16 protein-coding genes are annotated in these 12,161 nt (G+C 58.4%); 13 read left to right on the top strand and 3 right to left on the bottom strand.

Features of this window, described 5'->3' with window-relative positions:
* Position 1 precedes the first annotated feature (1 nt).
* The 3 genes from T8A63_RS21785 to ccmI are packed head-to-tail and all read left to right on the top strand — an operon-like array spanning position 2 to position 2,189.
* On the top strand, positions 2-568 hold the full coding sequence (locus T8A63_RS21785) for a DsbE family thiol:disulfide interchange protein (protein ID WP_009824474.1): 567 nt from the start codon (positions 2-4) through the stop codon (positions 566-568).
* Positions 565-1,035, top strand: a complete 471-nt coding sequence (locus T8A63_RS21780) for a cytochrome c-type biogenesis protein CcmH (RefSeq protein WP_009824475.1) — start codon at positions 565-567, stop codon at positions 1,033-1,035. Before T8A63_RS21785 ends, T8A63_RS21780 begins: the two co-directional genes overlap by 4 nt.
* On the top strand, positions 1,032-2,189 hold the full coding sequence (ccmI, locus tag T8A63_RS21775; protein ID WP_043847209.1) for a c-type cytochrome biogenesis protein CcmI: 1,158 nt from the start codon (positions 1,032-1,034) through the stop codon (positions 2,187-2,189). Before T8A63_RS21780 ends, ccmI begins: the two co-directional genes overlap by 4 nt.
* A gap of 280 nt (positions 2,190-2,469) precedes the next feature.
* Here the strand turns inward: ccmI and T8A63_RS21770 are convergent, their stop codons facing one another.
* The 3 genes from T8A63_RS21770 to T8A63_RS21760 all read right to left on the bottom strand — a co-directional run bounded on the left by T8A63_RS21770 (position 2,470) and on the right by T8A63_RS21760 (position 3,987).
* Positions 2,470-2,781, bottom strand: coding sequence for a DUF2933 domain-containing protein (locus tag T8A63_RS21770; RefSeq protein WP_037953520.1), 312 nt, complete (start codon positions 2,779-2,781; stop codon positions 2,470-2,472).
* 119 nt (positions 2,782-2,900) lie between these two features.
* Positions 2,901-3,443, bottom strand: a complete 543-nt coding sequence (locus T8A63_RS21765; protein WP_050672448.1) for a hypothetical protein — start codon at positions 3,441-3,443, stop codon at positions 2,901-2,903.
* A 97-nt stretch (positions 3,444-3,540) separates the two neighbouring features.
* On the bottom strand, positions 3,541-3,987 hold the full coding sequence (locus tag T8A63_RS21760) for a DUF411 domain-containing protein (RefSeq protein WP_043847208.1): 447 nt from the start codon (positions 3,985-3,987) through the stop codon (positions 3,541-3,543).
* Positions 3,988-4,112: 125 nt separating this feature from the next.
* Between T8A63_RS21760 and T8A63_RS21755 the strand changes: the two genes are divergently transcribed.
* From T8A63_RS21755 to T8A63_RS21710, 10 genes are all read left to right on the top strand, one after another.
* On the top strand, positions 4,113-4,832 hold the full coding sequence (locus tag T8A63_RS21755) for a response regulator (protein ID WP_050672447.1): 720 nt from the start codon (positions 4,113-4,115) through the stop codon (positions 4,830-4,832).
* The gene (locus T8A63_RS21750) at positions 4,829-6,271 is read left to right on the top strand and encodes an ATP-binding protein (RefSeq protein ID WP_050672446.1); all 1,443 of its coding nucleotides are present in this window, start codon (positions 4,829-4,831) and stop codon (positions 6,269-6,271) included. The genes T8A63_RS21755 and T8A63_RS21750 overlap by 4 nt, the downstream gene beginning before the upstream one ends.
* A gap of 17 nt (positions 6,272-6,288) precedes the next feature.
* Complete coding sequence (locus T8A63_RS21745; protein ID WP_005619183.1) at positions 6,289-6,882, top strand: L,D-transpeptidase; 594 nt, start codon at positions 6,289-6,291, stop codon at positions 6,880-6,882.
* Positions 6,883-7,010: 128 nt separating this feature from the next.
* Positions 7,011-7,583, top strand: coding sequence for a L,D-transpeptidase (locus T8A63_RS21740; protein ID WP_043847205.1), 573 nt, complete (start codon positions 7,011-7,013; stop codon positions 7,581-7,583).
* The gene (locus tag T8A63_RS21735; RefSeq protein WP_005619178.1) at positions 7,583-8,041 is read left to right on the top strand and encodes a c-type cytochrome; all 459 of its coding nucleotides are present in this window, start codon (positions 7,583-7,585) and stop codon (positions 8,039-8,041) included. The genes T8A63_RS21740 and T8A63_RS21735 overlap by 1 nt, the downstream gene beginning before the upstream one ends.
* A gap of 5 nt (positions 8,042-8,046) precedes the next feature.
* Positions 8,047-8,646 carry a c-type cytochrome gene (locus tag T8A63_RS21730; RefSeq protein WP_009824484.1) on the top strand — a complete coding sequence of 200 codons (600 nt, stop codon included), beginning with the start codon at positions 8,047-8,049 and terminating at the stop codon, positions 8,644-8,646.
* Positions 8,647-8,650: 4 nt separating this feature from the next.
* Entirely contained in the window at positions 8,651-9,541 is an 891-nt protein-coding gene (locus T8A63_RS21725) for a cytochrome c (RefSeq protein ID WP_322346718.1), read from the top strand.
* Between the two features lie 16 nt (positions 9,542-9,557).
* A complete protein-coding gene (locus T8A63_RS21720; RefSeq protein WP_050686572.1) occupies positions 9,558-10,946 on the top strand; it encodes a multicopper oxidase family protein in 1,389 nt (462 codons plus the stop codon).
* Positions 10,943-11,437: a c-type cytochrome gene (locus T8A63_RS21715; protein ID WP_005619169.1), complete on the top strand. Its 495-nt coding sequence runs from the start codon at positions 10,943-10,945 to the stop codon at positions 11,435-11,437. Before T8A63_RS21720 ends, T8A63_RS21715 begins: the two co-directional genes overlap by 4 nt.
* Complete coding sequence (locus T8A63_RS21710) at positions 11,437-12,156, top strand: DsbA family protein (RefSeq protein WP_050686574.1); 720 nt, start codon at positions 11,437-11,439, stop codon at positions 12,154-12,156. Before T8A63_RS21715 ends, T8A63_RS21710 begins: the two co-directional genes overlap by 1 nt.
* Positions 12,157-12,161 lie beyond the last annotated feature (5 nt).

Raw genomic sequence — 12,161 nt, 5'->3', positions numbered from 1 at the left:
CATGGGACGTATACTGGCATTCATTCCGCTGGCAATCGCGGCCATTTTCGGGGGGTTTTTTCTGTGGGGCTTGAACCCGGACCGGGACCCGAACAACATTCCTTCGGTTCTGATCTCGCAGCCGGCACCCGAATTCGATCTGGCCGCTGTCGACGGGTTGGAGACGCCAGGGCTTTCCCGCGCCGATCTGGTCGGGAACCCGCGACCGGTCATCGTGAACGTGTTTGCCTCGTGGTGCGTGCCCTGCCGGGCCGAACACGGGGTTCTGACCCAGATGGTCGAAAAGGACGGGCTGACGTTGTTCGGGATCAATTACAAGGACAAGCCGGAGGATGCGACTAAATGGCTTGCTGAGCTTGGCAATCCCTACGAAAGGATCGGGTCTGATCTGAGCGGCAGAGTGGGGATTGAATGGGGCCTTTCGGGCGTACCTGAAACATTCATTGTCGGCTCTGACGGGACGGTGTTGTTCAGATATGTCGGCCCCGTCGTGGGCGAAACGGCGATTTCCACATTCAGGGAAGCATTGATCCAGGCTGGCGCGTTAGCAAGGGGCCAGAACGGATGAGGTATATCGCATTTGCTTTCCTCCTGCTGCTTCCGGTGACGGCCTTGGCGGTCGAGCCAGACGAGATGTTGCAGGATCCTGTACTGGAGCAACGCGCCCGTGAAATATCACGGGAACTGCGCTGCGTTGTCTGCCAGAATCAGGACATCGACAGCTCCAACGCCGGGGTTGCGCGGGACCTGCGCATACTGGTGCGCGAAAGGCTTGTTGCCGGTGACAGCGACAAGGAGGTCATCGCGTACATCCACGCCCGGTATGGCGATTATGTCCTGATGCGCCCGCCCCTGAATCGCGCCACTCTCGCGCTCTGGATGGCGCCCTTCGTGTTTGCGCTTGTTTCGCTGCTTGTCGGCTGGACCGTCATTTCGAGAAGCCGGCGCAGGGCTGCCGCAACGGGATTTTCCGATGACGAAAAAGCGGAAATTGCGCGTTTCATTGAAGAGAACGCTTCAAAGGACGGTTCATGATCTGGTTGGTTTTCGCCCTGTTATCCGTTGTAGGTCTGCTTTTCATGGGCCTGCCGCTGCGCCATCGGTCGTCGCGGACACCCGTCCCGGCTGACGCCACGGATGCGGTCCTCATGGATCAGTTGGATGAGGTTCGGCGGGATCTTGAGCGCGGTGTCATTTCCGACACCGAGGCCACGGCGGCGGAGCAGGAGATCAAGAGACGGATCCTCGTGCAGTCGCGCCGGTCCGTTCTGTCAGATGGGAAACCGGCGGCAGGGGGCCGCTTGATGGTCGTTCTGAGCGCAGTGTTCGTGCCGGTCTTCGCTTTTGGATATTACTCCGCAATGGGCTCGCCAGAGATCCCAGGTGTCGCCTTTGCCGAACGTGCCACTGAACGGCAGGAAGCGGCGGAAATCGCCGAATTGACAGATCGTCTGTACGTCCGGCTCAGTTCAGACCCCGAAGGCGGGCCTTCGGAAGGCTGGATGCTGCTGGGGCAAACCTATTCGAAAATGGGCCGGTATGCGGATGCAGCCGATGCATATAGAGTTGTCGCACAACGACCGGAGGCCGATTCCGCCGTCTTCTCCATGTTGGCCGAGGTTCTGATCTACGCAGAGCAAGGTGTGGTGACACCTGAAGCGGACACCGCGATTGATCGGGCGTACGAACTGGATCCTTCCAATCCCGGTGCTGCCTTTTTCAAGGCAGTCTCGCTCGAGCAGAAGGGCGATGAGGCTCGGGCTCACGAAACGCTGGTGGCCCGGCTGGACGATGCGGATAGGTTTTTCCCGTGGATGGAAAGCTTTGTTGGCGAAGCCAACCGGATTGGCGCGAAGATCGGCAAGGCTCCGATCTCGCTGGCCGACTATGCCCCGAAGACCAGTGCGTCCGGCCCGACACAGGAAGACATCGAAAACGCGCAGGACATGAGTGTGGAGGAACGACAGGATTTCATCCGCTCGATGGTCGAACGGCTGGCCACGCGGCTGGAAGATGAGCCTGACGATCTTGATGGATGGATGCGGCTTGGCAATGCCTATTCGGTTCTGGGTGATACCGCGCCGGCAATCGCGGCGTTTGAACACGCTGAAATCCTGTTGTCGGAGGTGCCGGGAGATGACCCGCGCCGTCAAGCCGTGCAAAGCGCGTTGGAACGGTTGCGCCCGTAGTGGCGTGGGCGACCGTCGCTGTGCAGGTGAATGTGAGGCAGGATCAAGGTTTGGCGCTTAATCGAAAGCCCATCCGGTCCGGCCGTCGTCACAGACTATTTCGTGGGTAGTACCTTCAGACTGACCGACCAAGCGACATCCTACGGGAAGCATGACGTCGTGTGCCGCATCCCGTGTCACGGAAGGGGGCTCAAGTGGGCAAAGCTTGCCCGAGGCCGACTGGGCACAACCGCCGAGGGCCAGAATACCTGCAATCGGAATTCCGATTGTCAGCCGCGTTCTAGCGGGCGCGTACCAGTTCTCGTTCGGGAGCTTGGCCATCTTCAAATTCTGCATCCACAGTCGCCTCGTTCGCCTGTTCAACTCTTGACCCGTGACACGACTTTCCCATCATCCTGTGCATGACGACATGCGCACCAAGACAAAGTGCGAGCGGCGCAAAAAGGCCGACGTTGCCCCACAGACCCGCGATCGTGCCGCCTGCAATAAAGAATGCGGCGACTGGAAACAACATAACGGCACAACAGGCCATCATACCATACTGCATCAGTTTCGATGAACCGGTGGATTTTTGACTTTGATTGTCAGACATGTAGCTCTCCAGAATATGCTCGTGTTCTTCTGCGACATTCCAGTGAGGCAAGGTCAAGGGTACATTCGGATACAATTTGATCAGATGACAGCCTGCGGGTCGTTGACCAAGTTGGCCCGTCAGGTTGCCAGATCCAACGCATAGGACAGGAATGTGACGAGGGGGATCGGGGTCAGGCTGAACAGCAAGGCCATGCTCATTGTCCTGAACATGGTAGGCTTCGATGCCTCGCCAGAAGGTTCTGTCAGAACCACCAGAAGCGCGATGAAGGTGCCGGGCGCCAGGGCATAGAGATATACGCCCGAGATGTTCCCAAACATGAACGACCGCTCGAGCGTTGGTCCGACCACGCTCAAAGCTGTTGCACGGCTGCCGTTGAACGAGCCGAACAGATCGGCCGACATCACATAGACGGCAATGTGAACCCCAATGAATGCGACACTCCGCAGCAGGCCATCTAAAACCAGGTAAACAATCGGCCGATGCTGGTACTGCTTCAGCGCGACCGATGCGGAAACGAACCCCAAGTAATTCACGAGGAAAACGACCACAAACCCATTGGTAAAGACCTGCCGGAGGAAGCGCGAGAGCGCGGTCCCATTCGTCAGCAGCAGCGTCGCAAAACCAGGCGTTGCGAGGATGTAGACAAGCAGGAACGGCAATATGCTTGCCAAGCTCAGAACGGATACGTTCCAACAAAATCTGCCGAATGGTAAGGTCGGCGAAAAACTTTGTCGGAACGTATCGCGGGCAAACACGTCAGCCGTGGGTTGCGAAGACTTGCGTCGACCCATCCATCAGTACAAGCAGCACATCATAGGGATCACCTTGGGGGCCCATGCCGGGCGAACCCATGGGCATTCCCGGTGCTGTCAGTCCGCGCGCGACAGGTTTTTCGCTCAGCAACCGCCCGATGTCAGCCGCAGGCACGTGACCCTCGACGAAATATCCGCCCACGGACGTAGTGTGACATCCTGCCAGTTCCGGCGCGATGCCGTGTTTCTGCTTCAGAACCTGAAGCGTGTCGTAATCTACGTCCTCGACCGATGCCTTGAAACCGGCAGCGATCATCTCATTTACCCAAGCGCCGCAGCAGCCGCAGGTCGGTGTCTTTGTCACCTGCAACGTGGGTGCGGCGGTTTGCGACAAAGCAGGCCCGGCCAAGGCCAGGCTGAGTGCCGTAAGGCCAAATTCACGTCGGTTCACTTAAAACTCCTCGATGTTCTTCCTTAAATAGTTGCTCGGTATCCCGAAGTCGACTGCCCGCGCTGTTACATTTGGCTACAAACACGGGATGGGCGTCCCTTGGTGAAAATGACTATGTTGGCGGCATGAGCGATCTGCCACGCATCCTTGTCGTCGATGACCATTCAGAGATTCGGAAATCCGTCACCAGTTATCTGGAACGCAACGGCATGCGTGCTTCAGCGGCGGAAAATGCAGTTGAGATGGACGCAAGGCTGGCGGAAGCGCATTTCGATCTGATTGTCCTCGATGTGATGATGCCGGGGGAAGACGGGCTGTCCGCGTGCAGGCGATTGCGCAAGGAAGGGCATATTCCGATCCTGATGCTGACCGCATTGGGTGACGACGAAGACCGCATCGCGGGTCTGGATGGCGGGGCAGACGATTATCTCGCCAAGCCGTTTAATCCCAAGGAACTGGTGGCGCGGATCAACGCGATATTGCGTCGGACGCAGCTGATCCCAAAACCGAATGGTTTTGCGGGGAAAACGTTGAAGTTTGCACACCTAAAGCTGGATTTCGATGGCCGCACACTGATTGACCAAGGCGGTTCGCGTACGCAACTTACATCCGGTGAACTCAAACTCCTGACCCTGTTCCTGCAAAGGCCAAGGACGGTCATTGGCCGCGACGAGCTGCTCAAATTGAGCACCGGCCGGGTCGCCGGTCCATTGGACCGAACCATCGACAATCAGGTGAGCCGGTTGCGCCGGAAGATGGAAGAGGACGTTTTGCGCCCGAAGATCATCGCGACTGTCCGGCATGGGGGGTATAGTCTTTCCTGCGATGTCGAGATTTGCGAATGAAGCTGCTTCCGCGGACGTTGCGTGCACAGATTGCCCTTCTGGTCCTCGGTGTCTTGATCCTCGCGCAAGCTCTGAGTCTTTGGTTTTTCGTTGATGAACGCTCGTTAGCCATTCAGGCCGCCATCGGTGCCGAAGCCGCCGGAAGGGCCGCAAATGTCGCACAGTTGATTGAAGGCGCACCCCCGGAATTGCATGCCCAGATCGTCCGCGCGGCAACGTCTCCGCTCGTACGGTTCGACCTTACAGACGAGCCGTCGGTTGCACACGGACAACACGATGACGGTGGAGCGGTCGAAGCGCGGATACGGGCACTGCTTCAGGAAAGCTACAGCCGGGATATCCGGGTTGAGGTTCATGAAATCGAGGGAGGTCTGCTGCCCCTTCCGAACCTGTCACCGGAAATGGCGCAAATGCACGCCGAAATGATGCAGGGCAGCCTTGCGGCCATCGAGATGGAGCTGTCCATTGCGCTGTCCGGTGGGAATTGGCTCAACATCGAGACGCGGTTCGAACGGCCGCCTCTGCAAAGGTCGCTGGCGTCCAACATATCCTTTGCACTGACTGCGGGACTTCTGCTGGTTGCAAGTTTCTGGTTTCTCCTGTCCCGACTGACCGGACCACTCAACGATCTCGCGACTGCGTCCGAACGTCTGGGTCGCGGCGCCGCCAAGGGCGATCTGCCGGTCGTAGGGCCGAAGGAAGTTCGGGATCTGACCCGATCATTCAACATCATGCAGGATCGCCTGACGCGATTTGTCAGTGACCGGACCCAGATGCTTGCAGCGCTTGCGCATGATCTGCGCTCGCCTTTGACGGCGCTTAGGGTGCGGGCCGAAATGGTGGACGACGAAGACACGCGCACGTCCTTGGTGGCGTCAAGTGAAGAGATGCAACGGATGGTCGATGCGACCCTCGATTTCGCGAAGGGCGTCGGACAGCATGAAGAGGTCCAATCGGTTGATTTGCACGATCTGATCACTGGTATGGGCTTGGACAAGGTTCAGGTGACCAGCCAAGGTCCACTCATCGTATCCGTGAAACCAAGCGCGATGGGGCGCGCGTTGAGAAACCTGATTGAGAACGCGATCCGCTACGGGAGTGAGGCCAGGGTTTCGTGGCAACGCATGGGCAGTGAGGTAGTGGTCGCCATCGACGATCAGGGGCCCGGTATTCCCGACAATCAGCTGGAGGCTGTTTTCGGACCCTATGTCAGGCTCGAGACGTCGCGATCACAGGATACCGGCGGTCATGGCCTGGGGCTGTCGATTGCGCGCAGCATCATCCTTGAGCACGGTGGTTCTATCGAACTGAAAAACCGCACTGATGGGGGTCTGCGCGCTGAAATCACGCTGCCCGTCAAACAAAGCGCCGAGTCAGCCCCGAAAGAGGAAGGCTCGCCACATATGGCGCGGGTTGTTCGTCACCTCAAACCCGACTAGTTTAGTGAGGCAAGTATATGAAACGAAGATATTTCCTGACTTCTGTTGCAGCTCTTTCGGTGAGTGGAAAAACAGCATTCGCGCATAGTGACGCAGAGCACGACCGGCGCGTCGGGCCATCTGTGGTGCCCCCGGAGCAGTTGCCGCGCCAGGTTCCGTTCACCGAGGCAGACAAACCGGGAGAAATACATGTCGATCCGAACCAGTTCGCTTTATTTTGGACTTTGCCGAACAATCGGGCAATCAGGTATACCGTCGGAATTGGCCGGGAGGGGCTCTATGAATCCGGCGAGTTCTATGTCGCGCGCAAGCAAAAGTGGCCGCGGTGGACGCCCACACCCGCCATGATAGCCAGAGATCCTGACCGATATCTTCGTTTTGCGGGCGGTGTGCCCGGTGGGCTGAACAATCCACTCGGTGCCCGCGCCTTGTATCTTTACCAGCCAGGGCGTGGGGACACCTACCTGAGAATTCACGGCACAACGGATCCGAAGACGATTGGTCGACGTGTCTCAAACGGCTGTGCAAGGCTTACCAATAATCAGATCATCGAACTCTATGAGAAGGTCCCGCTCGACACGCGTGTTGTCCTGAAACCCATCGAGGTTTGAGGCAGCAGCGCGAAGACGTGTCCGTTGGCCGGGATACATATCGTTACATAATATCAGGCCCCGGACTGTTCATGAAATGCGACCAGGCGGGTAGTCTAGTGGATAGGCAGACAACAACATGAGGCCATATGATGACCCGCAAGCAAACACGTGTAACGCGTCGAGCATTCACGGCAGGTGCCGCATCGGCAGCTTTCGCGGCCCCGTCCATCCTGCGTGCGCAGGTGGATCAAACCAGTGTCCGAAGGAATATCTCATCGTTTCGTACACACGCTTGGCAAGACCACTTTGACGCTTTGGACAAGGGTATCATCATCGCAGACACCGTTACCCGCGTGATGCAACACTGGACGGCCGATGGCGAAATGCGCATTTATCCGACATCGGTTCCCTTGTCTGACGAGCTGACAAAGCGCGGCTACACGACAGTCACGTTCAAGGACCCCGAACCTGACTGGACCCCTACACCCTCCATGCGCGAACGTGACCCGTCTTTGCCAGCCTATATGCCGCCCGGGCCGGATAACCCGTTGGGCGTCCGTGCCCTGCACCTGAGTTGGACGTACTACAGGATTCACGGCACCCATGATACGCGCAAGATCGGAAGACGCTCTTCAAGCGGGTGTATCGGTCTCTACAACGAGCAAATCATCGAGGTGTTCGAAAGGACACCGGTCGGCACGCAGGTACGATTAATCTGATGTCGAAGTCCGGCATCCTGATTGCGGCGTTTTTTGTCGTCGGTGGCGCGGTTGTGATCTGGCAGCAATTGCAGCCATCGTCTTCGATGCCCGGCCACACAATGACAACGCCTGATCTTTCGCAGACGGAAGAGGGCGCGCCGATTGCAGACGTGGTTGTGCCTGCTGAATTCTCAGCAAATGCCCAATTGGGAAAGCGTGTTTTCGATGGCGCTTGCGCCGCTTGTCACGGTGCGAATGCTGCCGGACAGAATGGCGTGGCACCGCCGCTTGTCCACAAGATCTATGAACCGAGCCATCACGGTGACGCCGCTTTTTTGCTTGCCGCGAAACAAGGTGTCAGAGCGCACCATTGGAAGTTTGGCAATATGCCGCCAGTTGAAGGCGTCACGCCCGGCGATGTGAAGATGGTTGTTGCATATGTGCGGGAACTTCAGCGCGCCAACGGGATCAATTGACAGGAATGACCAACTTGAACATGAAGATATGGATTACTGCCATTGCGATCGGGACGACCGGCGTTGCTGCCTTGGCGCATTCCGGAGCAACCGGCGTGGTGCTGGAGCGGATGCAGGGCATGTCCGCGATGGCCAAAACACTCAAGACGCTATCACCCATGATGCGGGGTCAGGTACCTTATGACGCCGATGTCGTCCGCAGGGAAGCTGGCGCGATGATCGGCCATGCCGGTGAGCAAATGACGCGACTGTTTCCTGAAGGCTCGGGTGGCGGAGTGTCCAAGGCGTTGCCGTCGGTCTGGGAAAACAGCGAAGAGTTCGCGGCCCTTGCGCAAGAGTTGAGAACAGCCGCCGAAGGATTGAAGTTGAGCGCAGGCAATGGGTTGGCCGCAGCACAGGGCAACGGTAGCGAATCAATGATGGGCGGCGCCACTGACGGGATGATGGGTGGCGGGTCCGCGCCTGCAATGGGAGGGGGCATGATGGGATCGGACCTTCCCATGACGACCGAGATGTTTGCGGACATGCCGACCGACCGTGCGTTCGCGATGGTCGCCCAGACCTGTTCGGCCTGCCACCAGAAGTTCCGCAAAGAGGACAAGTGATCAGATGCGGTGGTGGCGTTGGATCATCGGTGCGGGGGTCGTCGGCGGCATCGGCGTTGTCGCGGCAACGATAGCCTGGCCGATCGGTGCGCCAGTCTCGGACCTGACCCTGCAAGGCGATGCCCAGCGGGGGTCGTATCTGGCGCGCGCCAGTGGATGCATTGCGTGCCACACCAACTTTGAAGCTGGCGGGGCGCCATTGGCAGGAGGAGCGCCGCTCCGGACCGATTTCGGGACATTCTATCCGCCAAATCTGACCACCGATGTCGAATTCGGGATTGGCGGCTGGACAGTAGAAGAGTTTGCACTCCCGGTAAGGCAGGGAATTTCCCCGGACGGAGACCCCTATTATCCCACCTTCACCTACCCGTTTTATGCAAATTACACGGATCAGGACATTGCCGATCTGTGGGCCGCGTTCCAGACCGTGCCAGCCGTGAATGTGCCGACCCCGTCCCATGAGGTGCCTTTTCCGTTCGATCAGCGATGGGGGATGAAACTTTGGCGGGCGGCTTTTCTGACAAAGCCTGACACCGCACCAGAGGCGGACCGAAGCGATGCTTGGAACAGGGGCAAGCTGCTGGTCAACGGGGCGGCACATTGTGCTGCCTGCCACACAACGCGGAACTTTGCAGGCGCACGCATAGTATCGAAGAGGTTTTCCGGCAACGACGCCTTGCCGGGAGGTGGCAAAGCACCTTCGATCCGGACGCGCGATCTTGTGTCCGAAGGCTGGACAACAGACGATATGGCTTATGCATTGCGATCTGGCATAACGCCGTCTGGCGACGTATTTGGTGGATCAATGGCCGAAGTCGTGCGCTATGGCACGGGCTTTCTGAGCGACGCAGACCTGAATGCGATGGCCACCTACCTGCTGGACAACAAATCATAATCTTGGGAACCCACGAATGATCACGCTCAATCGCCGCCAATTTCTGGCAACATCTGCTGCGTTCAGTGGTCTGTCGGCCAGCACTGGATTTGCGGGCACGCCATTCGCGACCCTGACAGCCCAGCAAAGCGACGTGCAGCTGCTGCCCGGCAACTATGGCAAGACATCGCTTTGGTGCTTTGACGGCGGCTCACCCGGTCCGGAGATTCGCGTGGCGCAGGGGGGGCGTGTCCAGCGCAGATTGGTCAACCGGTTTTCTCAGGGAACGTCGACGCATTGGCACGGCATCCGCATCGACAATGCGATGGATGGCGTTTCCGGCCTGACACAGGATGTGGTCCAGCCGGAGGAAACATTCGACTATGACTTTACTGTCCCGGATGCCGGGACCTATTGGTACCATGCCCATAATAGGTCGTTTGAGCAGGTGGGCAGAGGGCTTTACGGTGCACTGATCGTGGAAGAGGCCGAGCCTCTCGACATTGATCGCGAGGAAGTCCTGATCCTGGATGATTGGCTTATTGACCCCGAAACCGCGCAGATCAAAGACGACTTCGGAGCGCCTCATGATCTCAGCCACGCAGGGCGCATCGGCAACCTGCTGACGACCAATGGAACCTTCAATCTGGGCCTGAGTGCACGCAAGAACGAAAGACTGCGCTTGCGGCTGATCAATGCTGCCAATGCGCGCAATTTCCAACTGGGGCTGGAAGGCCTTGACGGTTGGGCGGTTGCTTTGGACGGCATGCCCCTGGCTGCACCCATTAAGGTGACGGAGCCGATGATCCTCGCTCCGGCTCAACGGATCGACCTGATCGTCGATGTGGTCGCGGATGTTGGTGAAACGGCTCATATTCTTCAGTTCGGCCGGGAAGAGGCCTTCAGCCAGGTTACATTCGAGGTCGTTGAGTGGGGCTCGAAAAATCGTCGAGACGCGCCTTTGGCCTTGCCGCCGAACGACCACAGGATGGTCGACTTGAGTGAAGCCACGATGCTCAGCCTGAGTATGGAAGGCGGTGCCATGGGGCGGATGAGGTCCGCTTCCCTTGGGGGCGAACTCAAGCCGATCGGCGAGATCGTCGAGGCCGGGTATTTCTGGTCGTTCAACGGCAAAGTGGACGGGATCAACGGTGATCCCCTTGCGCGGCTGGACCGCGGCCAGAATGTACGATTGAAGATCGTGAACGACACGGCGTTTCCGCACGCGATGCACCTGCATGGCATTCACTTCCACGAGGTCGCCGAAAACGGCACCCTCGGACCGCTGCGTGACACGACCCTTCTTGAACGGGGTCAGACGCGCGAGATTGCCTTTGTGGCGGACAACCCGGGCCAATGGCTGCTACATTGCCACATGCTGTCGCATGCGGCTTCGGGCATGATGACCAAGATCGTCGTTGGATGACCCCGCGATCCGTCTATCTTGCGTTGGGCGTAGTTACCGTTGCGGTGGCTACCATATTCCTGTGGACCCGGTCCGGCGGAACCGACCATACGGCGGAAAACCTCATCAACTCCTCAGCCGATGTGGCCGCGGGCGAAGTCCTCTATGCCGAAAATTGCGCCGCGTGCCATGGCGCAAATCTGGAAGGTGAAGAAAACTGGCGCAGTCCGCGTGATGACGGAAGCCTGCCCGCACCGCCGCATGATGCAAGCGGCCACACTTGGCACCACGCGGACAGCATGCTGTTCGCCTACACCAAGCTGGGGGGCGCCGAGGTTCTCGCGGCGCAAGGCGTTGACTTCAACAGCGGCATGCCCGGTTTCGGCGACCAACTGAGCGACGGGGAAATCTGGGACATCCTCGCATACATCAAGTCAACATGGCCGGAGCGTGAACGCGCCACGCAAGCCGAGCGCACGGCCCAGGATATTGCCTCACAAGGAGACGGATAATGAAAAGATTCTTGGCTACCACCGCACTGTTAATGCTTCCGATCGCTGCGATTGCAGACGGCATGGACGAAGACCGGATCAAGGAACTGGTGCTGGAAGCCATCCGCGAGAATCCGGGCATCGTGTTCGAGGCCGCGCAGTTGTTCGAACAGCAACAGCAGGCGTTGCAGGCGCAAGCCGCAGCGCAGGTTTTCGATACGGAAAAAGCCACGCTTGAAAATGATCCCAATGCGCCCGTTCTGGGCAATCCGGATGGCGATGTCACGGTTGTCGAATTCTTCGACTACAACTGCCCCTATTGCCGCCGGGTTAAACCTGAAATGGAGGCCCTGCTCGCTGCTGATCCCAACGTCAGGGTCGTTTACCGGGAATGGCCCATTCTGGGGGACGGGTCGGTTTTTGCCGCCCGCGCGGCGCTGGCGTCCCGAAACCAGGGCAAATATGAAGAGTTTCATTGGGCCATGATGCAACTGAAGGAACGCGCAGAGGAAGCATCGATTCTCCGCACTGCGGAAGACATCGGCCTCGATGTTGCACAGTTGCGTCGCGACATGAACGGACCGGAAATCGAAGAACACATACAGACTTCCATGCGGCTTGCGCAATCTCTGGGGTTCAGTGGCACACCTTCATTTGTGATCGGCGACAGTCTTGCGCCGGGCCTGATCCAGGCGGACCAGATGATCGAGCTTGTCGATCAGGCACGGGCCGCCGAATAAGGACA

The organism is Sulfitobacter sp. OXR-159 (genome assembly GCF_034377145.1).
Taxonomy (GTDB): Bacteria; Pseudomonadota; Alphaproteobacteria; order Rhodobacterales; family Rhodobacteraceae; genus Sulfitobacter.
This window is presented reverse-complemented; position numbering and strand designations above follow the sequence as displayed.